The sequence below is a fragment of the Sphaerisporangium perillae genome (genome assembly GCF_023276435.1).
Lineage (GTDB): Bacteria > Actinomycetota > Actinomycetes > Streptosporangiales > Streptosporangiaceae > Sphaerisporangium > Sphaerisporangium perillae.
Genome location: NZ_JALLPO010000009.1, coordinates 206,904 through 229,392, shown reverse-complemented (window position 1 = coordinate 229,392; position 22,489 = coordinate 206,904). Strand labels below are relative to the sequence as shown.

The window sequence follows — 22,489 nt, the reverse complement described above, 5'->3', positions numbered from 1 at the left end:
TCCGGCCTGCCCGGCCCCTGGGGTGCGGAGCCGCCCAGGGGCCGGGCGGCGGCGCCGGCCGCGGCCGCCGCCGCGCGCGGGCGCCGGTCGCGGAACAGCCAGCCGCCGAGGATGCCTCCCACGAAGCCGAACAGGTGGCCCTGCCAGCTGAACTCGTCGGTCGGCAGCAGCCCGGTGAACTGGTAGGCGAAGCAGAGCGCCATGACCAGCCCCACCACGATGTCGATGCGGTGCCGGTCGAAGATGCCCCGCACGAGGATGTAGCCGAAGTACCCGAACACCACGCCGCTCGCGCCCGCCGTGATGCTGTCCGCGCTCGCGACGAACCAGACGCCGAGGCCGCTCGCCACGGCGATCAGCGCGGTGACGCCGAGGAACTTGACCACTCCCCGGTAGGCCGCGAGGAAGCCGAAGACGAACAGCGGGCCGGAGTTGCCCTCGATGTGCTCCCAGCTCCAGTGCATGAACGGCGCGGTGACGATCTCCGGCAGCCCTGCCGGATCGCGGGCGGCGATGCCGAAGGACCGGCTCAGGGAGTAGGAGGAGACCGAGTTGGCGATCTGCACGAGCCAGATGAACGCCAGGAACCCGACCATGACCCAGAACGCCTTCCGTGCCTCGGCGATCATGATCTCGGCCGTCTGGTTTTCGGTGCCCACCATGCCTCCCTGACTGCGCGCCCGCGCGGAACCCCTCGGCGGGCGGCCGGGACGATGCCCGGCCGTCCCACCCCAGGTATCTTCGCGTATGTCGGGCCGGCAGGCCACCGGTGACGACCCGGACCGCTGCCGCCTCGTGGCGCTCGGGCCACTGGTCACGGTTCCGGGGTCGATCACTGGAACGATCACTGGAACGGGCCGCCGATCACTCGAACGGGCGGCCCGATCACCGGTGCGGGCCGCCGGTCGCCGTCGCGGCTCCCGGCCGGCCTCGTGCGGCGGTCAGCCGCCGGCGCGTTCGAGGATCACGACGGGGATCTCGCGATCGGTCTTGGTCTGGTACTCGTCGTACTGCGGCCAGGTGCCCGTCATCAGCCGCCACACCTCCGGCTTCTCCTCGGGCGTCGCTGTGCGGGCGCGCGCATGGAACCTGTCGCCCATGACCTGGACCTCGACCTCCGGGGCGGCCTGCAGGTTCTGGTACCAGTCGGGAGAACGCGGGTCACCTCCCTTGGAGGCCACGACGACGAAGTCGTCGCCGTGCTTCTGGTAGATCAGCGGGGTGGTGTACGGCCGCCCGGTGGTACGGCCCTTGGTGGTGAGCAGCAGGACGGTCGTGCCGTTCCAGTCGTGCCCCTCCTTGCCGTCGGTCGCCCGGTACCTGTCGACGTGCTCTTTGCCGTAAAGCATGGGTGCATTCCTCCGGATGAGCGGATACCGAGTGGCCTACCCCGTTTCATCCAGATGATCCGGCTGCTGGATCATGCCGTCGGTGAACCGGGTGAGCAGCCGGGCGAAGGTGGCGCGGTCGTGGTCCGGCCAGTCGCGCATGACGGCGGCGAAGCGGTCGCGCCGCCGCCGGTGCACGGCCTCGGCGAGTGCCTGCCCCGTGCCGGTGAGCCGAAGGCAGCTGCGCCGCCGGCCGCGGATCGGGTGGCGCCGTGACCGGGTAGGGCCCCTATCGGGGGTGGGGAGATGACCCGGTGCCTGGTGACCGGCGCGACCGGTTACATCGGCGGACGGCTCGTGCCCGAGCTGCTGGAGGCCGGTCACGACGTGCGCTGCATGGTGCGGTCGGCCGAGCGCCTGCGCGGCCGGGCGTGGCGCGGCCGGGTGGAGGTCGCCGAGGCGGACGCCACCGAGGCGGAGACGACGAGGGCGGCGCTGGAGGGCGTCGACGTCGCCTTCTACCTGATCCACACGATGGCCGCCGGCCGCGACTTCGCCGCCAGGGACCGGGTGGCGGCCACCACGTTCGCGGCCGCGGCCAGGGACGCGGGGGTACGCCGCATCGTGTACCTCGGCGGCCTGACCCCGCGGGAGCGGCCGTCGCCGCACATGCGCTCGCGGGCGGAGGTGGAGTCCATCCTGCTCGGTTCGGGGGTGCCGACCGTGGCGTTCCGGGCATCGGTGATCATCGGCTCGGGGTCGGTGTCCTTCGAGATGCTGCGCCACCTCACCGAGCGGTTGCCGGTCATGACCACGCCCCGCTGGGTGCGCACCCGCACGCAGCCCATCGCGATCAGGGACGTGCTGCGCTACCTGGTGAGGGCGCCGGACCTCCCTGAGGGGATGAACCGGACCTTCGACATCGGCGGCCCGGACGTCCTCACCTACGCCGAGATGATGCAGGGGTACGCGGCCGCGGCCGGGTTGCCTCCCCGGCTGGTCATCCCCGTGCCGCTGCTCACGCCGAGCCTGTCCAGCCACTGGGTCGGGCTGGTCACCCCGGTCCCCGCGGTCGTGGCACGGCCGCTCGTGGAGTCGCTGCGCAACGAGGCGGTCTGCCGTGAGCGCGACATCGCCCGGTACATCCCGGACCCGCCGGGAGGTCTGACCCCGTTCGTCCGGGCCGTGCGGCTGGCCCTCCAGCGCATCAAGGAGGCGGGCGTGGAGACGCGCTGGACCTCGGCGTCGACGCCCGGTGCCCCGAGCGACCCGCTCCCGACCGATCCCGACTGGGCGGGCGGCAGCCTGTATGCCGACGAGCGCTCCAGGGTGGTCGACGCGCCTCCGGAGGCGCTGTGGCGGGTGATCGAGGGCATCGGCGGCGTCCACGGGTGGTACTCCCTGCCGGTCGCCTGGCGGATGCGCGGCCTGCTCGACCGCCTGCTCGGCGGCGTGGGCCTGCGCCGGGGCAGGCGCGACCCGTCCCGGCTCCGGGTGGGGGACGCGCTGGACTTCTGGCGGGTGGAGGAGATCGAGCCGGGCCGCCTGCTGCGGCTGCGCGCCGAGATGCTGCTGCCGGGCCTCGCCTGGCTCGAGCTGAGCTGCCGCCGCGAGAACGGCGGGACGGTGTACGGCCAGCGGGCGATCTTCCATCCGCGCGGGCTGCTGGGCCACCTGTACTGGTGGGCCGTGTATCCGTTCCACGGCCTGGTCTTCGGCCGGATGCCCGGCAACGTCGCCCGCGCCGCAGCCGCGCTCGGAGTTGAAAGTTTCACCGGAGAGGCGGACGTAATGCCTGTTCAACCGGTGGAACAGAGCCGACTCCCCTAACGGGTGCTGTTCTGCGGCGGTGAGCCGGACCTAGGGTCACAGGCAAATGGGAGCGCTCCCACCACCCCCCACCCCCGGAGTCAAGATGAAACGTCGAGCACTGCGAGTCCTGACGGCCGTCCTCGCCGCCGTGGGCTCGATCCTCATGACGGTGGTGGTCACCGGTCAGGCCCGCGCGGACACCGTGATCTGCGAGAAGTACGGCGCCACCACGCTCGAGGGCGGCAAGTACGTCGTGATCAACAACAACTGGGGCGATGACACCCAGCAGTGCATCAACGTCACCTCCAACGGGTTCACGGTCACCCAGGCGAGCCACAACAAGCCGCAGAACGGCGCTCCCGGTTCCTACCCCGCGATCTACGCCGGCTGCCACTACGCGAACTGCAGCACCGGCAGCAGCCTGCCCATGCGGGTCACCGACAGCAGGTTCCCGAGCATCCAGACCAGCGTGAGCATGTCCTACCCCTCCGGCTCCAGCGTGTACGACGCGGCGTACGACGTCTGGTTCGACCCGACCGCGCGCACCGACGGGCAGAACACCGGCGCCGAGCTGATGGTCTGGCTCAACCACACCGGCAACGTCCAGCCGGTCGGATCCAGGGTCGCCACGGTGAGCCTCGCGGGCGGCACCTGGGACGTCTGGTACGGCAACAGCGGCTGGAACGTGGTGTCGTACGTGCGCACCTCGCCGACCGGCTCGATCAGCTTCCCGGTCTCGGCCTTCTACAACGACATGCTGAGCCGCGGCTACGCGCAGAGCTCCTGGTACATCACCAGCGTGCAGGCCGGCTTCGAGCCCTGGGTCGGTGGCACCGGGCTGGCCGTCAACAGCTTCTCCTACAGCGTCGGCGGCGGTGGCGGTGGCGGCGGGGACACGACCGCGCCCAGCGCGCCGGCCAACCTGAGCGCCTCCAACGTCACCTCCAGCGGCGTGAACCTGTCGTGGAACGCGTCGAACGACAACGTCGGCGTGACCGGATACGACGTCTACCGGGGCTCCACCGTGGTCGGCACCGCGAACGGCACGTCCTACAACGTCACCGGGCTGTCGGCCTCGACGTCGTACTCCTTCTCGGTGCGGGCGCGCGACGCCGCGGGCAACACCTCCGCCCCCTCCAACACCGTCACGGTGACCACGGCCTCCGGCGGTGGCGGCGGGGGAGGCGGCAACGGCTCCTGCCGGGTCGCCTACACCAAGAACGAGTGGCCTGGCGGGTTCACCGCGAGCATCACCATCACCAACACCGGCTCGAGCGCGGTGAACGGCTGGACTCTGGGCTTCACCTTCCCCGGTGACCAGAAGGTGACCAACAGCTGGAACGTGAGCCTCTCGCAGAGCGGCGCGGCCGTGACGGCCAAGAACGCCGCGCACAACGGGGCCATCCCGGCCGGCGGCAACACCTCGTTCGGCTTCCAGGGCACCTGGTCCTCCAGCGACGCTTCCCCGACCGCCTTCACCCTGAACGGCACCGGCTGCGCCGTCGGCTGATCCCGTCCCCTCCGTTCACCGACCGGCGAAGGCCGGATACGGCACCCGCCGCACCCGGCCTTCGCCATCCAGGCGCACCCAGGCCGGCCGCCCTCGCGGTGGCCACCGGCCAGGACCTGCCCCTGCCCACCGAGCTCGCCGAGCCGCTCACGGTCGTGGCCGGCCAGATCCCATTAGGAGGAGGAACTTCCTAATAGTGCCGTCGTGTCCCGGGTTTTCTGGCCCTGAAGTCGCCGCCTCTGCGCGGCTCCGGCCCTGAGGTCCGCGCCCGCGGCCACTCCACCTATGCGGATATCCGCATAGGTCGACGAGTTCGGCTACCGCAAGCTGGACGAGACCGGCCGCGGGCTGCTGTTCGAGGTGGTCAACGCCCGCTACCTGATTAGCGCCATCTGCCTGTAGCCAATCGGACAGATAGCCCGCCGGCGCCAGTCAGCCCGGGTCCGGCGTGCCCTGGTCGAGAAGGTGAAGCATCTGGTCGATCTGTGCCTTCCGTGACTGCTCGACCTGTTCGGCCCACTGCTTGACCTGCTGGTTGGCGCCGTTGCGGATCTCCCCCGTGGCCATCTGCACCGCGTCGTCCTGGTGGGCGATCAGCAGGTTGAGGGCGTCGCGGTCGAAGTCGGTGGCGTTGCGCAGCAGGGCGATCTGCCGGCGGTCGGTCTCGGGCATGCCGCCGTGGTGGGCGTGCGCGTCCGCGGGCGCGGCCAGCGGCTGGTCCCAGGAGTGGAGCCAGGCAGTCATCCGCCGTACCTCGCTGTCCTGCGTCACCTTGATCGCCGCGGCCAGGGTCCGCAGGGTGGGATCGGCTGCCTTCGCCTCGGCCAGCGCGGCGATCTCGATGGCTTGCCTGTGGTGCGGGATCATCATCTGCAGGAACATCACGTCGTCGGCGTCGACCGGCTCGGCGTTCTGCGAGGCGCACCCGGAAAGCAGCAGAGCGGCGACGACGATGGCCGCGAGGCGTCTTTTCGCGTGTGCTCGCCGGGTGCGGCCCCGCCGACCGGCGTGCGGCGGGGCCGCCCTGGTCAAAGCCGGCGCCAGAGAGCGGGGACGTTGGGGGGCTGCCATCCCGCGATGGCGGTGTGCGACTGGAGGCACTGGTAGGTCACGCCCGCGTAGGTGACTCGATCGCCTGTCCGGTACGCCTGGCCCGCCGCCCAGGTGCCGCCGGGCTTTGTCGAGGTCGGGGTGGGGGTCGGCAACCGTGTGGATGTGGGCTTCGGGGTTGGGCTCGCCGTGGTCGTCGCGGTGGATGTGGGCTTCGGGGTCGGGCTCGCCGTGGTCGTCCTGGTGGATGTGGGGGTGGCGCTTGATGTGCCGCCGCCGAAGTCCACGTCTGAGCAGGTATAGAAGGCTTCGTTGCTGCCCACGACACGCTGCCAGATCGAATAGAGGATGTGCCGCCCGGTGCGCTGTGGCAGGGTGACGGTCCAGTTTGTGAACGTGGTGGGGTTCTGGTTGTTGAACGTCCCGATGGAGACCAGGTCGGACCACTTCAGGGGCAGGGTCGGGTTCCAGCCCGCGCGGGTGATGTAGAACTGGAAGTTGCTGTTCGCGTGCGGGGCGGTGGCGTGGTAGGTGAGCTTGAACGAGCCGGGGGAGACCTTCGTCGCCGGCCAGTCGGCGCGCTGGAGGTCCAGCCCTCGATACTTGTCCCGGCCCGCGCTGCAGAGCTTGCCGTCGGGGATCAGTTCGCGGTGCCTGCCGCCCACTTCGAGCAGGGACACCTCGTTCCAGTCGTAGAACGCCTGGGTGCCGCTCGCCGCGACGGCCGCCTTGCAGGCGGCCGACTTCGGCGACTCGGGGCCTTCGTCCTTGCACACGTAGACGCGGCTGGGCGGGTTGGACATCGTCCCGTGGGCGCTGACGGCCTGGGCTGGCAGCAGGACGAGCGCGACCGTGAAGGCGGCGGTAGCGGCGACGGCCTTGTGTCGCTTGTGCACTTGAGCTCCTCTGTCAAGGTGAGGGTGAGAGGTCCTAGGTGTCACTAGGTACGGACCCAGAAGAGGAGGCGTTCGAAGACTAGGCAAGAAACTTTATTAATACTCAGCCCGAACATGATCGGCCAGCACGGTATTCGGGGCACATCCGCCGATCGCATCGCAGGCGATTGAGATCAAACAGTGTCCGATCGGTAGCGCAGGGTGCCGCCTCGCAGGCCCGCCCTTGGCCCGCTTTGGGCGTTTACCTGCTCCACCGGCACCCCTTCCGCGCGTTGACCTGCTGCGGCGCCACCGCCTCACAGCCCGGCGCCGTGTATGGGGTTCTTCTTCCAGCGGTCGACGTCGCGGATGTAGCGCAGCAAAATGGTGGAGCCGTCTTGCCAGCCGCCGTGGCGGCCGATGGCGGCGGCTCGGCCGTCACCCGGAGGCCGGGCTCGGGGGCATCGGTGCCGGTCGGTCGTCCCGGCGGATACGGGCACATGAATTCCCGTGCAATTGCCCGTATCGATACACCGGTCGGGTAAACCGATTTCCTCATTCGAACGTCGGCATGCCTTTCTTGCGCTCATCAATCTCGTATCCCACGGCATTCCCATGAGTTTCCCGTGAATGCGTGCACTTCGCTCGCAATATGGATAACCTCGGCAGGCTGCCCTGATCGGGAACCAAAGGAAGCGGTGTGGCGGAGTCGTGGGACCAGCTATCCAAGGGACGTGTCGTACGCCTTTCCGGGGCGAACACCGACATCACGGCCCTGCTCGCGGAACCGCTCGCTGACGACGCCCCGGCCATTCTGGGCTACTCGGCGGCCCCCGCACGTTCCGTACCGGAAATGGTCGCCGCCGCACTCCACGCCCTGGAAACCGCCGCCGTCGAATTGTTCCCGGCCTGGCTTCCGGGCGCCGAAGGCATCGACGCGCCCAGCTTCGCGGCGGTGACCGCCGTACGAGCACTCGCCCTGCGCGCGGCGTCGACCGGCCCCCACTTCGGGCCGTTCCTGGCTGATCTGGCCGAGTCGTCCTTACGGGGCGTCGCATCGCGTTCCTCCCGATTCACCCCCGAAGTTCGTGCGGCCGGTCTCGCCCGGCTTCTGGCGGCCGCCTTTCATCGCCCCCAGGCGGCGATCCTCCTGAACGTTCCCGGTGGCCTCGCCGAGGGGCAGGAGGAAGTGCTGGTCGCGGGGTGCGAATGGCTCGCCGGCCGGGGCGGTCTCGCCATCTGGCTCACCGGTGCGCCCCTGGTATGGGTGGACCGGGTGGAAACGGTGAGGTTTCGCCTTCCCACTGATGCGGCGCGTCCCGCCCAAGGCGTTCCGCGGGCGGAGGGACGTCTTCAGGCCGCCATCGCTTACCCGGCCGTCGCGGGCATGCCGCATCCGGCGAGCAGCGCCGAGAAGGCGCTGGAGGCGGCGCTGTCGTCGCGTGCCTGGGCGGCCGGACGCGCGTGGAACCAGACATACCGGCCACATCCGCTCGCCAACCCCATCAGGGTCGACCTGCTGTGGAGCCGGGAGCGGTGCGTCGTCGAGATCGACGGGCTGGAGCACCATGCCCCGGCCCGCCACCTGGCGGACCGCCACCGTGACGGGCAGCTTCGGTCGAACGGCTACGCCGTGTTGCGCATCACGAACGCCCAGGTTTTGACAGACACAGACGCCGTCGTCGGCCAGGTGGAACGCTTCCTCCGCGGCCGTCGCGGCGGAACGTTGGAAGGATGATGACGTGCCCGACGAGAGATTGTCGTTCCCCCAGGTGGCCGCGTTGCTCGCGCTCATGCGGGAAGCCGGGGAGGTCTCCAATCCAGATCTCCAGGAGCGCTATGGCCTGAAGGTCGACGGGGAGAACCGCAGGAAGCTGAACGCACTCAGGCTCGTCGACAGCAGGAAGCAGGGACGCGCGTACGTCCATGTCCTGACCGACGCGGGCTGGGCGCGCCTGAGGGACGAGCTCCGCGCCGGGGTCAAGCGGCAACCGGGGTCGGCCGGAGCCGCGCTGCACGCCGTGCTCGGTGGCCTGTGGGACTTCATGGACAGGACCGATCACCGGCTCGCCGACATCTTCACACCGGCCTGCGCCCCGGAGCCGGTGGCGTCGCCCGCCCGGCCCGCCGAGCCGGTGGCGTCACCGGTGTCCTCCCGGGCGTCGGCACCGCCCGCCGCATCGTCGTCCGCCGTGCACGACATCGAGGGGCGGATCCGAGCCGCTTACGCCGAGCTGGCGGACAAGCCCGGTACGTGGGTCGGCGTCACGAAGGTCCGATCGCTTCTCTCCGACCTGCCCAGAGGGGAGGTCGACGCCGCGTTCAGGCGGTTGAACGACGAGCCGGACGTGACCTTCATTCCCGAGGCGAACCAGAAAGGGCTCTCTCAGCGGGACCGCGATGCGGCGGTGACCATCGGCGACCAGGACAAGCACCTCATCTGGATCGGAGCATGATGACCGGCGAGGAACGGCGCGCTCTGGGAGCGGTCAGGTTCAACTGGGCCGAGGTGCCCGACGATGTGTGGCGGCCCTCGCGGTTCCACGTCGAGGGCCTGCATCGGCCCACCACCCAGGTGCTGCTCGACGGGCTGGCGGAGGCGAACGACAGCCTCGACGCGAGCCCCATCGGAGTGGTGATGCAGGGGCAGCGCGGCTCGGGGAAGACGCATCTGCTCGGATGGCTGCGCGAGAGGACGCAGAACGAGGGCGGGTACTTCTTCCTGGTCGGCCTGCTCGACACCAGGGACTTCTGGCAGAGCGTCGTGGTCTCGATGCTCGACAGCCTGGCACGCGAGATCGACGGTGACAGCCAGCTGAGGATGTTCCTGCGGCGGCTGTCGTCGATGGTCGGCGTGCAGAGGGTGGCACGCCTGAAGCTGATCGGGAGGGCGTCGCTGACCAGGGAGGCTCTGTACTCCTTCGTCGAGGCCCTGCGCCGCTTCGACGAGCAGGTCGGACGGGACGCCCAGGACACCGTGCGCGCACTGGTGCTGTGCGCCTCCGACGACCTGCGGGCCCAGGACGTCGGGCACACCTACCTCTCCTCCGAGCCGGAGGAGGAGCAGGGCGAGCGCGCCCAGTGGGGGATACGGCGGGGGAGCAAGTCGGCGCAGGAGATCGTGCGCGACCTTTCCCGGCTGCTGGCGCTCACCGGGCCGTCGGTCGTCGCGGTGGACCAGGTCGACACGCTCATCGCGCAGTCGTTCATCTCCACGACAGGGGAGGCGCGGTACGACCGGCGAGAGGCGCTCGTCATCGAGGCGATCGCGGGCGGTCTGATGTCCTTGAGGGAGGTGACGCGCCGCACCCTGACCGTGCTGTCCTGCCTTCCGGCGACATGGGCGCTCGTCGAGCAGGTGGCGACGGACAGTGTCCAGGACCGGTTCCGGCAGGCCGTACCGCTGATGACGATCCCCGATTCCAAGATCGGCCGGCTCCTGGTCGAGAAGCGTTTCGGGGAGACCTTCCGCAAGATCGGTTTCCATCCTCCCCACCCGACGTGGCCGGTCAAGCCGTCCGCGTTCGACAGTGCCCCGGAGTTCACTCCGCGGCAGCTCCTCATCAAGATCGACGGCTATGTCAAGGCGTGCCTGGCCTCCGGCGAGGTGAAGGAACTGGAGAGCCTCGCCGGCCCGATCACGACGGCCACCGGGGACGGCCGCCAGGGGAGCGACGTGGTGCCCGCGGATGATCTGGCGGCCCTGGACGCCCGGTTCGCCGAGCTGAGGGACGCGGCGGACGTCACGCTCGACCTCCGCACCGAGGACGCCGTGATGCCCGGGCTGCTCGCCGCGGGGCTCACCGCCTGGGTCGCGGCGCAAGGCGAAGCAGGCCAGGCGTTCAGCCAGGACGCCCCGCCCAGCTCCAAGCCGTCGCTGCACGCGCGCCTGCGCCGCAGCCTGGTGGAGGACACCGAGGACGAGGCGCACTGGGCCTTTCGCGCGGTAGCCGCCGAACATCCCAACGCCGCGCTGAACCGCCTCCGTACGGCCTGCGTGGCGGCCGGGCTCAACGCCGAGGTGCCGAAACGGCGCCTGTTCGTGCTGCGCAACTTGGAGTGGTCACGCGGAGCCCGCACCGTCGAGGTCGTCGCGGCCTTCGAACGGGCGGGCGGCAGGACGCTTCGCATCGAGGAGGACGATCTCAGGACGCTCGCCGGGCTCCGGGACCTGCTCGCCGAGAACCACCCGAACCTGCAGGCGTGGTTCCTGGCCAGGAAACCGGCCGCCGGGGTGAAGATGCTGAACGAGGCGCTCGGCGACCTGTGGGCCGATCCGGCCGGCCAGGACGAGCCCGCTCCCACCCCGGTGCGGTCCTCGGCGGAGAACGCGCAGGTCAACGCCGTTCCGCCGGTCACCCTCGGCAGGACCACCACCGACGGGACGCCCGTCACCGTGGACCTGGAGGCGCTGCGCAAGCACACGGCGATCTTCGCCGGATCCGGGTCAGGTAAGACCGTGCTGATCCGCCGTCTGGTCGAGGAGTGCGCGCTTCGCGGTGTCTCGGCCATCGTGCTCGACCCCAACAACGATCTGGCGCGCCTGGGGGACCGATGGCCGCAGGAACCGCCGGAGTGGGAGGGCGACGACCCGGCCAAGGCCGAGGATTACCTGGCCGGCACCGACGTCGTGGTGTGGACCCCGCTGCGCGACGGGGGGCGTCCGCTCAGCTTCCAGCCACTGCCCGACTTCAGCGGCGTGGTCGACGACGTCGACGAGTTCAGGGAGGCCGTGAACGCCGCCGTGGCCGCCCTCGCCCCCCGGGCGAAGCTCCTGGGGAACACCCCCAAGGCGCACCAGGGCCAGGCCGTGCTCCGGGAGGCCCTGCTGTACTACGGACGGCAGGGCGTGACCACGTTGAGAGGCCTCATCACGTTGCTGTCCTCCCTGCCGGACGGGGTGAGCGAACTCCAGCACGCGGGCAAACTCGCGGCCGACATCGCCCAGAACCTGACCGCGGCGATGGTCATCGACCCGCTGTTCGGGGGCGGCGGCGCGTCCATGGATCCGGGTGTCCTGCTGACCCCGCCGGAGGGCAAGAGGGCCCGCGTCTCGGTGATCAGCCTCGTCGGCCTGCAGTCCGACGAGCAGCGGCAGAGCTTCGTCAACCAGTTGCAGATGGCGCTGTTCGCCTGGATCAAGAAGCATCCGGCCGTTGACCGCCCGCTGCGCGGCCTGTTCGTGATGGACGAGGCCCAGACGTTCGCGCCTTCCGGGTCGACGACGGCGTGTACGGAGAGCACGCTGGCGTTGGCCTCTCAGGCACGTAAGTACGGGCTCGGCCTGGTCTTCGCCACCCAAGCGCCGAAGGGCCTGCACAACCGGATCCCGGGGAACGCGGCGACGCAGTTCTTCGGTCTGCTGCACAGCCCGGTCCAGATCGCCGCCGCCAAGGACATGGCCCGGGCGAAGGGCAGCGAGGTCACCGACATCGCCCGCCTGGGCGCCGGGCAGTTCTACGCGGCGGTCGAGGGGGCGCCGTTCCGGAAACTCCAGGCGCCGCTCTGTCTCAGCCACCATCCGCAGAACGCGCTGACCGCCGAGGAGGTCGTCGCCCGGGCCAAGGGCTCCTCGACGGCCACGACGCCCTGACGCATCGGCGCGCGGGACCGCCGGGGCCGGACGGACACCTTCCGGCTCCCGCGGGACCGCCGGGGCCGGACCGGCACCTGCGGGGGTCGGTCCTGCGGGGGAGTAGTGCCCGATGAGTCATTACGTAGACGGATATGTCGCTCCTGGGGGAGACTGTCGAGGTTGATCATTGGTCGAGCGGGAGCGTCGGCGCTGTCGCGACGTTGCTCCCGTTCCCGAAGCGCGATGGGGGCATCCGCATGAGCCCGAGCCTCATGACCGGGACCGATCCGGGGCCGTTCCAGTTACGGCGTGACACCCGTGACCTTCCGCAGGCGGTCGGGACGCTGGCCGGCGCGCTTCCGGCGCGTGACCTCGCGACGGTGCTCGCCAAGGCCAACCGCACCGCCGTACGCAAGGGGAGCACGACGGCGTTCGGCTCGATGGCGCCGAAGCCGGCCGACTGGTACTGCTTCGACGCGGGCGACAACGACACCACCGACTGGTACCCGCAGGGGGTGGCCAGCAGTTCGGAGGCGGGTCACAAGGACGTCCAGGCCTTCGCGGTGACCTGGTACTGGAAGCCGGACGGCAAGGCGACCGAGCGCGGCGTCCGGGTCTCGTTCCTCAACACGGCCACCCGCAAGTACCGGCACGTCCTGCTGGTCGAGCCCAAGGGCTCCTCCTACAACCCGATCAACATCCACGCCGGCGGCGTCGCCTGGTACGGCGACCTGCTCTACGTCGCCGACACCTCGCGCGGGATCCGGGTCTTCGACACCCGGCACATCTACGAGGTGGACGGCGACGACGACAAGATCGGCCTGAAGGGCGGGAAGTACCACGCCTTCGGGTACCGCTACGTGATGCCGCAGGTGGACTTCTGGAGCGCGACGGGCGCCGCCCGGTTCTCCTTCGCCGCCGTCGACCGGACCCAGAGCCCGCACCTGCTCGTCTCCGGGGAGTACGTGGACCCCGCGGACGAACCCGGCAGAGTGGGGCGGGTGGTCCGCTGGCGCCTGGAGGCGGACGGCACGCTCGCGGCCGGAGCCGACGGGCTGGCTCCTGCGGCCCACGCCTTCACGCTGCCGGCGGCCAAGATCCAGGGCGCGCTCTCCCACGAGGGACGCTGGTACCTCAGCCAGGCCGCCTCGGCGGTCAAGAACGGCTCGCTCCTCGTCGTCGCGGACGGGCAGGCCCCCCAGGTGCGTAAGTTCCCGGTCGGGCCGGAGGATCTCACCTGCTGGATCGAGAAGAGGCAGTTGTGGAGCCTGACCGAGTTCCGCGGCCGCCGCGTCCTGTTCGCCGTCCCGGTCTGACGAACCCCGTCCGACGCGGGACGACCCCGTGCGACGCGGGACGTGCGACGCGGGACGACCCCGTGCGACGCGCGGCGAGGCGGGACGACGACGCGTCGGCGGGCGGGCGCGGTGGACGGTGGCGTGCTGAGCCGGTGAACCGGAGGGCGGGACAACCCGGCCGGCAGGCGGGGCGCTCGCTTGCGCGGCTTGCCGTCCTTGCATGGCGCTTGCAGCCGATGACGTCAAGCGCCTGTCTATGAACCTGCAGGTGACCGGTTCTATCACTTGAGTGTGCAAGGCGCCCGGGAGCCACCGGGGCCGGGAGACAGCACCCACACTCGAGGAGACAACGATGAAGCGCACCCTGCTCGGTCTCGCCGTCGCCGCCGTCGCGGGCCTCTCCGTCACCGTCCCCGCGACGTCCGCCTCCGCCGCCACCGGCGACTTCGGCCCCGACACCTGCCGTGAGGGCTACGTCTGGCGCGAGGCCCGTCCCGCCGACCACGTCTGCGTCACCTCGGCCAACCGCACCCAGACCCGCTCGGACAACGCCGCCGCCGCGGGCCGCTGGACCTCCGGTGCCTTCGGTGCGCACACCTGCGTCACCGGCTACGTCTGGCGGGAGGCCTTCACCGGCGACGACGTCTGCGTGACCCCCGCGGTCCGCTCCCAGGCCGCCGCAGACAACGCGCAGGCGGGCAACCGCAAGGTCTCGGCCCGCCTGTGGATCAACCGGTACACCGTCGCCCCGACCGACAACGGGGACGGCACCTCGACGACGACCTCGGTCGACGACATCGCCCGGATCAAGATCAGCGGTGACCACTACAACTTCGGCCAGGTGCGGCTCTACCTGCGCTACAACACCGGCCGCCTGTTCTGGAGCGGCACCGTCAACGCGACCGCGCACAGCGGCTTCGCGGGCGGCAGCTTCGGCAAGAAGACCGGCGTCTTCGACTGCTCGGCTCCCGGCAAGGCCGCCAACGGCTACGCCCAGGCCTTCGACGTGCTCTCCGGCCGCTGGTCGGCCAGGGTCCCGGTGAGGATCGGCTGCGCCGTCCTCTGAGCGCCACCGGCACCCCCACCGCGCATGGCCGGCCCCGGCACCCAGGGGCCGGCCATTTCGCGTCGCCCCGCAGCCGTCTCCGAGCCCGCGACATGATCCCCGGGCGGGCTCTGAGCACGGCGCCCGGGAGGGCCGTGGCCAGGCCGGGTCCGGCGGGGTCCGGGCGCCGGGACGTCCCATCCGGCCGGCCCTCACCTGACCCTGAGGGCGGACCCTGACTCGTCCCTGAACTCGGCCCGCGGGCATATCGCGGGACGGTACGGCGATCTAGCCTGAGGTCATGGCTCGAATCCTTCTCCTCATCGCCGCCGTCATCGTCGGCTTCATGCTGCTCGGCACCGTGATCAGCCTGGTCGCGGGCATCCTCAAGTGGGTCCTCATCATCGGCGTGGTCTTCCTGGCGTACACGGTGGTCTCCAAGCTCCTCCGCTCCCGCCACTCCGGCTGACGCTCCGGAACCGGGGCCACGCGGGGGCTGGATTGACGTGATCGGTGCCCCTACCAGCACAAATGCCACAGCTGTGCTGGTAGGCGGTAAGGCGGGTGGGTATGGGTCGGATGACCGACGACCGCCTCAGACGCCATGGGAGGAACCATGCGGTTTCTCGCAGCCCCGTATCACCTGCCCCCGCGGATCGCCACCGGTGTGTACATCTTCAACTCCGGGCTCAGCAAGACGAACGCGGACGAGCAGACGGCGACGGGGCTGCACGGCATGGCCGCCGGCGCCTACCCGTTCCTGAAGAAGATCGACCCGGTCGTGTTCACCCGGCTCCTGTCGACGGCCGAGCTGGCGCTCGGGACGGCGCTGCTCGTGCCGGTGATCCCCTCGGCCCTCGCCGGCCTGGGCCTCACGGCCTTCGGCGCCGGCCTGATCGGGCTCTACCTCCGCACACCGGGGCTGAGGCAGCCCGGCAGCATCCGCCCCACCCAGGAGGGCGTCGGCATCGCCAAGGACTCATGGCTGGTCGGCATCGGCCTCGGCCTGATCATGGACGAGTGCCTCCACAAGGCTCATTGAGAACCCGGCGTAACCGGCGATGACAGTCATGACACGGACGAGCGTCCAGCACGGAACGCGCACGGGCCCGCACGCGAGAGGCCGCCTGCTATGACGGGCGGCGCGGGCGGGCGCGGGATTCGGTGAGGAACTGATCTACGGCGTCGCGGGTGGTGCGCAGGGCGTCGTTGGAGACCTCGGAGGTGCGCTGGGCCACGCCGACGAAGACGTAGTCGACGACCAGGAGCTGGCTGATCCTGCTGGCCAGCGCGCCGGGGCGGAAGGCCGTCTCCCGGCCGGCCGAGATCAGCACGTGGTCGGACACCTCGGCGAGCGAGGAGCGGGGGTTGTTGGTGATCGCGACCGTCGTCGCCCCGGCCTTGTGGGCCAGGCGCATCGGCTCCAGGACGTCGGGCGTCTCGCCGGTGCAGCTCACGCCGACCGCGACGTCCCCGGACTTCAGCAGCACCGCGCTGGTCAGCGCCAGGTGGGCGTCGGTGAACGCGTGGGACGACAGGCCGATGCGCAGAAGCTTCTGCGCCATGTCCGCCGCCACGAGCCCGGAGGCGGCCACCCCGTAGACGTCGACCCGGCGGGCCCCGATGATCGCGTCCACCACGGCGCCGAGACGCTCGGGGGAGAGCTGCGCCGCGGTGTCCTCGATGGCCTCCCGCTCGGCCCGGGTCACCTTGGCGATCACGTCCGACAGCGGGTCGTCAGGGGCCAGATCGCCCGGGACGAGCCGGTCGGGACCCTGGCGCGTGGCGGCGGCCGCCGCGGCCAGCGCGAGCCTGAGCTGGGCGTACCCGGAGAACCCGAGCACCCGCGCGGTGCGCACGATGGTGGCCTCGCTCGTCGAGGACGCGGCGCTGAGCTCGGTGATGGTGCTGCGGGCGACGGTCGCCGGGTCGTCCAGGATGAGCCGGGCGATGATCTGGGCCGAAGGTGTGAGCGAGGGAAGTACGGCCCGCACCCGGGCGACCAGGTTCTCCGGGGTCGAGCGTTGCGGGTCGATCATGCGATTCCTTTTCTGTTACCGACACATTACCGGGAAGCCGTAGAAGGCCCCATCCTTTAGGACGCCGTTGGCGAAATCGGATCTCTCGGTGATCACTTCATGACGCTCCGGTCAGGTCTCCACAAGATGGGATGGAGCAGGAGAGGGCGGGCGGAGTGTCGATGCGCCCGGAGTCGTTCATGGAGATTCCGGAGGCGACCGGGCGGGTAGCCAGGGCGGCCTTCCCTGAGGGGAGCATGTGCATGTGCGTCCGGGACGCGCTGGGCACGGTCTTCTGCTCTCTAGCGGCCGGTGAGCCATTCGGCGGCGGCGAGTGATGAGACGCGGGAGTTGCCGTTGGTGGCCAGGTAGAGGGCGCCCACGGGTGGGCCGGGCAGGCCCATCTCGATGACGATGGCGTCCGGGCGGTGCCGGAGGATCTCGGCCAGGCCGCGGCTCATCCATCCGTGCCGGTGCGCGTCGTGCGTGACGACGACCAGGGGCGCCTGGTCCGGCTCGCGCAGCGGGGGAAGCTCGTGCCGCTCGGGGGTGAGGACCGTCCGCTCGGTGCCGGGGAGCCGTGCCGCGAGGGCTTCGCCGGGTCCGTACGGCAGGGTGCCGCCGATCGCCTGGTGGGGCCGGGCGGTCATCTCGATCACCTGCGGCGGCCGGGTGAGCACCGGGGGGCGGAGGGGCCGGCCGGTGACCGGGGACACGCCTGTGTCGATGGTCGCGCCGCTGCCGAGGGTTACCCGCAGCGCCCGCCGTGCGGTGTCCAGGCCGAGCCGGGAGACGCCGTATCGCGGGTCGGGCTCGATCGTCCACGCTCTGGACGCCTCGCCGAATGCTGCGGATGGCACTTCGCCGGACGTTCCGGGGCTTGTCCCGCCGAATGCCCGAGAGGGTGCCTCGTCGGTGGTCCCGCCGGGCGCGCCGGGTCGTCGTTCCCGCTGAGCTTCGTGCCAGGCCGCGAGGGCCTGGACGCGGCCCGCCGCCTCGGCCAGGCGGGAATCGGCCAGGGTGCCGTCGTGGACGGCCCGGACGATCCCGTCGCGCAGCGCGGTGACGTTCTCCCCGCCGGGGGAGGAGGCGCCCACGCAGATCGCGTCGGCTCCGGCCGCGAGCGCCCGCACGGCGATCTCGGGCGGGGGGAGCAGCGCGGCGACGGCCTTCATCTCGATCGCGTCGGTCACCAGCATCCCCTGGAACCCCAGCTCCTCGCGCAGCAGGCCGGTGAGCACGCGGCGGCTGAGGGTGGCGGGCAGTTCGGGATCGAGGGACGGCACCATGAGATGGCCGCACATGATCGCCTTGACCCCCGCGGCGATGGCGGCGCGGAACGGCGGCAGGTCGCGGCGTTCCAGCAGTTCCCGGGAGGCGTGGACGGTCGGGAGCGCGAGGTGGGAGTCGGTGACTGTGTCGCCGTGCCCGGGGAAGTGCTTGGCGCAGGCGGCGACGCCGGTGCTCTGCAGCCCGGTGATCCAGGCGGTGGAGTGCCGGGCGACGAGTTCGGCGCCGGAGCCGAAGGACCGTATGCCGATCACCGGGTTGTCGGGATCGGCGTTGACGTCGACGTCCGGGGCGTAGTCCAAGGTGATGCCGGCCGCGCCGAGCAGGAGGCCGATCTCCCTGCCGGTCCGCTCGGTCCTGGTGGTGTCGTCGATGACGCCGAGGGCGGCGTTGCCGGGCCAGGAGCTTCCGGTCGCGGCCTCCAGGCGGGTTACGGTGCCGCCTTCCTCGTCCACGGCCACGATCGCCCGCGGGCTCTCCTGGCGGAGGCGGTGGACGAGCCCGGCGGTGTCGGCGGAGATGTTCCGGGCGAACAGCACCACGCCGCCGAGGCCGCCGGCGAGCTGCCTGAGCAGCCAGCCGGGCGGCGTGGTTCCGTCGAACCCAGGCTGCAGGACCGTGGCGGCGAGACGGTCGAGATCGGGACTGTGCGGCATGCGGACTTCCGGTGGTGGTTGGCCCTCTTTGCAACGGATGTGGCGTTAAGCAGCTTTCCGCGTATCTTCTATGAAGTTTTCCTTCATTTGCTCCCGGTTAGGTCACGGCCTGGTGACAATTTTCTTCAGAGTCATTGATCCTATGGAAGTTCTCTGCCATGTTCGCGCCGGAGGACGCAGTCGACGCCTAGGCCATGGTCGGCCGCGTGACCTCATCGCCGGAGCCGTCAAGGGATCGACGTCCAAGGGATCGACGTCGCCACGCCGCCTGGAGGCCGAATGAACCGCCGTCCGCTGACCCGCAGGGCCATATTGGGCGGCTTGGCCGCGGCCGCGCTGACCCCGCTCACCCTCGGGCAGGCGCGCGCCGCCTCGCTCCCTGGCCGGCGAGGTGCCGGCGCCGAAGACGCCTTGAGCGCCACCGGCACCGGCACCCCGGCCGACTGGTCCGCGCGGCAGATGCGCGGCATGTGGATCGCGTCCGTGGTCAACATCAACTGGCCCTCGCGCACCGGCCTGTCCGCGGAGCAGCAGAAGGCCGAGTTCCTCTCCTGGCTCGACCTGGCCGCATCGCGCCGGCTCAACGCGGTGTTCGTGCAGGTCAGGCCCACAGCTGACGCGTTCTGGCCTTCGCGGTACGAGCCGTGGTCGCAGTACCTGACGGGCGTCCAGGGAAAGGATCCCGGGTACGACCCGCTCGAGTTCATGATCGAGGCCGCTCACGAGCGCGGGCTCGCCTTCCACGCCTGGTTCAACCCCTACCGCGTCTCCATGCAGGCCGACCCGGCGCAGCTCGTCCCCGACCACCCGGTGCGCCGCAACCCGGGCTGGGGCGTCGCGTACGGGGGCAAGCTGTACTACAACCCGGGGCTGCCGGAGGTCCGCGCGTTCGTCCAGGACGCGATCATGGACGCGGTCACCCGGTACGACATCGACGGTGTGCACTTCGACGACTACTTCTATCCGTATCCCGTCGCGGGACAGGAGTTCAACGACGCCGACGCCTTCGCGCGCCACGGAGCAGGCTTCCCCGACAAGGCCGCCTGGCGGCGAAGCAACGTCGACCTGCTCATCCAGGAGATGAGCCGGCGCGTCCGCGAGGAGAAGCCCGAGATCGCCTGGGGCGTGAGCCCGTTCGGGATCTGGCGCAACGCCGCCACCGACCCGCTCGGCTCGGCCACCTCCGGCTCCCAGTCCTACGACAACCAGCACGCCGACACCCGCGGCTGGGTGAAGAAGGGCTGGCTCGACTACGTCGCGCCGCAGATCTACTGGAACATCGGCCTGCCGGCGGCCGACTACGCGGCGCTCGCTCCCTGGTGGTCCCAGGTCGTGGCCGACACCGGCACCCAGCTGTGGGTCGGGCAGGCGGCCTACAAGGTCGGGGTCGCCGGCCAGCCCGCCGCCTGGCAGGACCCGGCCGAGCTGTCCCGGCACCTGACGTTCAACCGCGACCACCCCGAGATCGGCGGCGACATCTACTACAGCGCGGGCGACCTGCGCGCCGACCGGCTGGGCTCCACCACCCGGCTCCAGAACGACCACTACACGCGACCGGCGCTCGGCCCGGTGCTCCCGCGCCTGGCCTCCGGCACCCCGCCCCGGCGGCCCTCCCTGACCCACGCCCGCCTGACGGGCAAGGGCGTCGAGCTCTCCTTCCACGCCACCCACCACGCCAAGCCCCGGCTCTACGCGATCTACCGGTTCGACGGGGACGACACGGCCACGGCCGGGGCGGGTGCGGACGCCGCCCGCGACCTCGCGGATCTGAAGACGGATCTGGCCGGCCACCTGGTCGCGGTGGTGCCCGGCGGGCGCCGGGGCGAGTACACCGACCCCGGCGGCAAGGACGGCTCGCGCTACCGGGTGACCGCCCTCGACCGCGCCAACCGCCAAAGCGCCCCGAGCTCTTCACGACGGACGCGCTAGTTCCCCCGCCCCTGGGCATTCGCCAGGCCGCGCGCCGTACGGCGGCGGGCGGGCCGTCAGGTCGTGAGGAGGCGGCGGTGTGCGGCCTCGGCCTCGGCGATCGGGGAAGGCTGCCCGCCCGGCCGGGCGGCGCGCAGGGCGAGCGCGGCGGCTCCCGCCGCGCCGTCCCTGGCCAGGACGACGGGACGGCCCAGCAGCGCGTCCCTGACCCGCTCGGCGACCAGCGTGGGGTGGGTCAGCAGCGAGCCGGCCAAGACGACGGGCAGGGCGGGATCGCCCGGGCCCACCGCTTCGAGGGTCCGCACGAGACGGCGGGCGGCGTCGTCGAGGATGTCGAGCGCCACCCGATCTCCCTCGCGGGCCGCCGCCTCCACGACAGGGCTGAGCATCCCGAGGCGCGCGGGCTCGCGGTCGTACACCGCCGCGATGATCGCCTGGCAGAGCGCCTCGCCCGCCAGGTCCGGTGTGTCGGACGGCGCGGCGGACGGCGTGTCGGTCTGGAGGGTGGGGAGGACGCGGCCGGCGAGTGCGGTCGGCGCGCCCCGGCCGTCGATCGCCGCCAGTGCCGACTGGACGGCGCGGCGCCCGATCCACACCCCTGAACCCTCGTCCCCGAGGAGCCATCCGTAGCCGTCGCACCGGCGCACGATCTCGCGGTCCTCGATGCGGGCCGCCACCGCGCCCGTACCGGCGATCATCACGCTGCCGGACGCGGCGGGGGTCGCGCCGGCGAAGGCCACCAGGATGTCGGGGACGACGACGGGGAGGCCGGGCAGTCCCGCGGCGCGCCAGGCGTCGGCGGTCATGGCGTGGGCCTGCCTGCGGCCCGCCTCGCTGGCGCCGGCGAGCCCGAACACCCCGCCCGCGACGTCACCCGGCGTGAACCGCGGGCCGATCTGGGAGAGGGCCTCGGTGAGGGCGCGCGCGAGGTTGCCGCCCGGGTCGCGCGCGGAGCGGGGATTGGCCCCGCCCGCCCGCCCTCGGGCGACGATCTCGCCGCTGAGCGTGGCGATCAGGCAGCGTGTGCTCGTACCGCCGCCGTCGACCCCCACCACCAGCGGCTCAGCCGATCGCATACGCCTCCCTGGACGGTTCTCCCACGTCGTGGACGGTGATCTCCCACGAAGTATAGGTCGCCGCCGATCCGCGCCCCCGGCCACGGATCGACGGTGGTGATGCCTGCGACCGCGTCACGGATCGGCGGTCGTGACGACCCGGGACGCGGTCAAGGATCGGTGCTGTGGCGCCCCGGACCGGGCCAAGGATCCGTGGTCGTGAGGGCCGGGGGGCGGCCGTCTGGCGGCGCGCCGCCGGGTGCGGGGCCGGGCGGCCAGATCGGCGCTCCGATATGGCAGGCTGCGTGACTCTGGGACGTCTTGACGGGGGAGCGCGATGGGGGACCAGCGGGTGGCGAGGGCCGGGGAAGGGACGCGGGGAGGCTCGGCGGTCTCCGGGCGGATCGCCCGGTGGGTCACCGAGATCTTCGCTCCCCAGGTGCTCGTCATCGGGCTGCCGCCGGTGGTCGGCCTGGTGTCGGATGGGCGGACGGGGTTCTGGTGGGGCCTGGTCGCCTCCCTGCTGTGCGGGGGCATCCCGGCGCTGGTGATCGCCCTCGGTGTCCGCGCGGGGAAGCTGGACTCCCGGCACATCGTGGACCGCTCGCGCCGTACCGTGCCGCTGCTGGTGGCGGTCGCGGCGGTGTTCGTGGCTCTCCTGCTCCTCGCGGGTCTCGGCGCTCCGCGGCTCCTGGTCGCCACCGTGGGCGCGATGCTCGCCGGTCTCGCGGTGACCGTGCCGGTCACCCTGAAGTGGAAGATCTCCTTTCATGCCGCCGTGTCGGCGGGCACCGTGCTGGTGCTCGCCCGCGTCCTGCCCGCGGCGCCGACGCTGGCGGCCGGGGCGTTGATCGTCGCGCTGGTCTGCTGGGCGCGGGTACGGCTGGCGCACCACACGGTGGCCCAGGTGGCCGCCGGCGCGCTCGCGGGGGCCGGCTCGTCCTGGGCCATCCTGGCGCTGTCCGGCGTCTGAGGCGACCGGCTTCGGGTCCGCCTGGCTGCTCCGTGCTGTTGGGGTGGCTTCGGGTTCGTCTGAGTTGTTCCGTGC

At 71.3% G+C, this 22,489-nt stretch carries 20 protein-coding genes; 11 read left to right on the top strand and 9 right to left on the bottom strand.

All coding sequences use genetic code 11. The features are described 5' to 3' along the window. The 3 genes from MYF83_RS11560 to MYF83_RS11550 form a co-directional block, all read right to left on the bottom strand. Nucleotides 1-662: rhomboid family intramembrane serine protease (locus tag MYF83_RS11560; RefSeq protein WP_248960246.1), on the bottom strand; the 662-nt coding region annotated here is incomplete at its 3' end. Between the two features lie 279 nt (nucleotides 663-941). Further along, on the bottom strand, nucleotides 942-1,349 hold the full coding sequence (locus MYF83_RS11555; protein ID WP_248960245.1) for a nitroreductase family deazaflavin-dependent oxidoreductase: 408 nt from the start codon (nucleotides 1,347-1,349) through the stop codon (nucleotides 942-944). A 36-nt stretch (nucleotides 1,350-1,385) separates the two neighbouring features. After that, nucleotides 1,386-1,526 carry a hypothetical protein gene (locus MYF83_RS11550; RefSeq protein ID WP_248960244.1) on the bottom strand — a complete coding sequence of 47 codons (141 nt, stop codon included), beginning with the start codon at nucleotides 1,524-1,526 and terminating at the stop codon, nucleotides 1,386-1,388. A 108-nt stretch (nucleotides 1,527-1,634) separates the two neighbouring features. Between MYF83_RS11550 and MYF83_RS11545 the strand changes: the two genes are divergently transcribed. Then, on the top strand, nucleotides 1,635-3,158 hold the full coding sequence (locus tag MYF83_RS11545) for an SDR family oxidoreductase (protein ID WP_248960243.1): 1,524 nt from the start codon (nucleotides 1,635-1,637) through the stop codon (nucleotides 3,156-3,158). Nucleotides 3,159-3,243: 85 nt separating this feature from the next. Then, complete coding sequence (locus tag MYF83_RS11540; protein ID WP_248960242.1) at nucleotides 3,244-4,650, top strand: GH12 family glycosyl hydrolase domain-containing protein; 1,407 nt, start codon at nucleotides 3,244-3,246, stop codon at nucleotides 4,648-4,650. A 432-nt stretch (nucleotides 4,651-5,082) separates the two neighbouring features. Here the strand turns inward: MYF83_RS11540 and MYF83_RS11535 are convergent, their stop codons facing one another. The 3 genes from MYF83_RS11535 to MYF83_RS11525 all read right to left on the bottom strand — a co-directional run bounded on the left by MYF83_RS11535 (nucleotide 5,083) and on the right by MYF83_RS11525 (nucleotide 7,075). Further along, nucleotides 5,083-5,682, bottom strand: coding sequence for a DUF305 domain-containing protein (locus MYF83_RS11535; RefSeq protein WP_248960241.1), 600 nt, complete (start codon nucleotides 5,680-5,682; stop codon nucleotides 5,083-5,085). Continuing rightward, complete coding sequence (locus tag MYF83_RS11530; RefSeq protein ID WP_248960240.1) at nucleotides 5,679-6,596, bottom strand: lytic polysaccharide monooxygenase; 918 nt, start codon at nucleotides 6,594-6,596, stop codon at nucleotides 5,679-5,681. Before MYF83_RS11530 ends, MYF83_RS11535 begins: the two co-directional genes overlap by 4 nt. 296 nt (nucleotides 6,597-6,892) lie before the next feature. Next, nucleotides 6,893-7,075: a hypothetical protein gene (locus MYF83_RS11525; protein ID WP_248960239.1), complete on the bottom strand. Its 183-nt coding sequence runs from the start codon at nucleotides 7,073-7,075 to the stop codon at nucleotides 6,893-6,895. A 200-nt stretch (nucleotides 7,076-7,275) separates the two neighbouring features. Between MYF83_RS11525 and MYF83_RS43695 the strand changes: the two genes are divergently transcribed. The 7 genes from MYF83_RS43695 to MYF83_RS11490 all read left to right on the top strand — a co-directional run bounded on the left by MYF83_RS43695 (nucleotide 7,276) and on the right by MYF83_RS11490 (nucleotide 15,535). Then, complete coding sequence (locus MYF83_RS43695; RefSeq protein WP_248960238.1) at nucleotides 7,276-8,313, top strand: endonuclease domain-containing protein; 1,038 nt, start codon at nucleotides 7,276-7,278, stop codon at nucleotides 8,311-8,313. A gap of 4 nt (nucleotides 8,314-8,317) precedes the next feature. Continuing rightward, nucleotides 8,318-9,031 (top strand): hypothetical protein, encoded by a 714-nt coding sequence (locus MYF83_RS11515; protein WP_248960237.1) that lies wholly within the window; start codon nucleotides 8,318-8,320, stop codon nucleotides 9,029-9,031. After that, complete coding sequence (locus MYF83_RS11510; RefSeq protein ID WP_248960236.1) at nucleotides 9,028-12,168, top strand: ATP-binding protein; 3,141 nt, start codon at nucleotides 9,028-9,030, stop codon at nucleotides 12,166-12,168. Before MYF83_RS11515 ends, MYF83_RS11510 begins: the two co-directional genes overlap by 4 nt. Before the next feature lie 239 nt (nucleotides 12,169-12,407). Beyond that, a complete protein-coding gene (locus MYF83_RS11505; RefSeq protein ID WP_248960235.1) occupies nucleotides 12,408-13,466 on the top strand; it encodes a hypothetical protein in 1,059 nt (352 codons plus the stop codon). Nucleotides 13,467-13,800: 334 nt separating this feature from the next. Beyond that, a complete protein-coding gene (locus MYF83_RS11500; protein WP_248960234.1) occupies nucleotides 13,801-14,514 on the top strand; it encodes a hypothetical protein in 714 nt (237 codons plus the stop codon). A gap of 280 nt (nucleotides 14,515-14,794) precedes the next feature. Next, nucleotides 14,795-14,962 carry a hypothetical protein gene (locus MYF83_RS11495; RefSeq protein ID WP_248960233.1) on the top strand — a complete coding sequence of 56 codons (168 nt, stop codon included), beginning with the start codon at nucleotides 14,795-14,797 and terminating at the stop codon, nucleotides 14,960-14,962. A 147-nt stretch (nucleotides 14,963-15,109) separates the two neighbouring features. Beyond that, on the top strand, nucleotides 15,110-15,535 hold the full coding sequence (locus tag MYF83_RS11490) for a hypothetical protein (RefSeq protein ID WP_248960232.1): 426 nt from the start codon (nucleotides 15,110-15,112) through the stop codon (nucleotides 15,533-15,535). A gap of 88 nt (nucleotides 15,536-15,623) precedes the next feature. Here the strand turns inward: MYF83_RS11490 and MYF83_RS11485 are convergent, their stop codons facing one another. Beyond that, the gene (locus tag MYF83_RS11485; RefSeq protein ID WP_248960231.1) at nucleotides 15,624-16,532 is read right to left on the bottom strand and encodes a MurR/RpiR family transcriptional regulator; all 909 of its coding nucleotides are present in this window, start codon (nucleotides 16,530-16,532) and stop codon (nucleotides 15,624-15,626) included. A gap of 281 nt (nucleotides 16,533-16,813) precedes the next feature. After that, complete coding sequence (locus tag MYF83_RS11480; RefSeq protein ID WP_248960230.1) at nucleotides 16,814-18,457, bottom strand: glycoside hydrolase family 3 N-terminal domain-containing protein; 1,644 nt, start codon at nucleotides 18,455-18,457, stop codon at nucleotides 16,814-16,816. A gap of 279 nt (nucleotides 18,458-18,736) precedes the next feature. Here MYF83_RS11480 and MYF83_RS11475 point away from each other — a divergent pair, with 279 nt between their 5' ends. Continuing rightward, nucleotides 18,737-20,386, top strand: a complete 1,650-nt coding sequence (locus MYF83_RS11475) for a glycoside hydrolase family 10-like protein (RefSeq protein ID WP_248960229.1) — start codon at nucleotides 18,737-18,739, stop codon at nucleotides 20,384-20,386. A 56-nt stretch (nucleotides 20,387-20,442) separates the two neighbouring features. Here the strand turns inward: MYF83_RS11475 and MYF83_RS11470 are convergent, their stop codons facing one another. Continuing rightward, nucleotides 20,443-21,462 (bottom strand): N-acetylglucosamine kinase, encoded by a 1,020-nt coding sequence (locus MYF83_RS11470; protein WP_248960228.1) that lies wholly within the window; start codon nucleotides 21,460-21,462, stop codon nucleotides 20,443-20,445. 316 nt (nucleotides 21,463-21,778) lie between these two features. On the opposite strand from MYF83_RS11470, the gene MYF83_RS11465 reads away from it, so the two are divergent. After that, on the top strand, nucleotides 21,779-22,414 hold the full coding sequence (locus MYF83_RS11465; protein ID WP_248960227.1) for a hypothetical protein: 636 nt from the start codon (nucleotides 21,779-21,781) through the stop codon (nucleotides 22,412-22,414). Nucleotides 22,415-22,489: the final 75 nt, after the last annotated feature.

Coding starts and splice junctions, on each gene's coding strand:
- MYF83_RS11500 (WP_248960234.1), top strand. CDS start 13,801: ATGAAGCGCACCCTGCTCGGTCTCGCCGTCGCCGCCGTCGCGGGCCTC.
- MYF83_RS11540 (WP_248960242.1), top strand. CDS start 3,244: ATGAAACGTCGAGCACTGCGAGTCCTGACGGCCGTCCTCGCCGCCGTG.
- MYF83_RS11470 (WP_248960228.1), bottom strand. CDS start 21,462: ATGCGATCGGCTGAGCCGCTGGTGGTGGGGGTCGACGGCGGCGGTACG.
- MYF83_RS11485 (WP_248960231.1), bottom strand. CDS start 16,532: ATGATCGACCCGCAACGCTCGACCCCGGAGAACCTGGTCGCCCGGGTG.
- MYF83_RS11490 (WP_248960232.1), top strand. CDS start 15,110: ATGCGGTTTCTCGCAGCCCCGTATCACCTGCCCCCGCGGATCGCCACC.
- MYF83_RS11545 (WP_248960243.1), top strand. CDS start 1,635: ATGACCCGGTGCCTGGTGACCGGCGCGACCGGTTACATCGGCGGACGG.
- MYF83_RS11465 (WP_248960227.1), top strand. CDS start 21,779: ATGGGGGACCAGCGGGTGGCGAGGGCCGGGGAAGGGACGCGGGGAGGC.
- MYF83_RS11495 (WP_248960233.1), top strand. CDS start 14,795: ATGGCTCGAATCCTTCTCCTCATCGCCGCCGTCATCGTCGGCTTCATG.
- MYF83_RS11480 (WP_248960230.1), bottom strand. CDS start 18,457: ATGCCGCACAGTCCCGATCTCGACCGTCTCGCCGCCACGGTCCTGCAG.
- MYF83_RS11505 (WP_248960235.1), top strand. CDS start 12,408: ATGAGCCCGAGCCTCATGACCGGGACCGATCCGGGGCCGTTCCAGTTA.
- MYF83_RS11555 (WP_248960245.1), bottom strand. CDS start 1,349: ATGCTTTACGGCAAAGAGCACGTCGACAGGTACCGGGCGACCGACGGC.
- MYF83_RS11510 (WP_248960236.1), top strand. CDS start 9,028: ATGATGACCGGCGAGGAACGGCGCGCTCTGGGAGCGGTCAGGTTCAAC.
- MYF83_RS11475 (WP_248960229.1), top strand. CDS start 18,737: ATGAACCGCCGTCCGCTGACCCGCAGGGCCATATTGGGCGGCTTGGCC.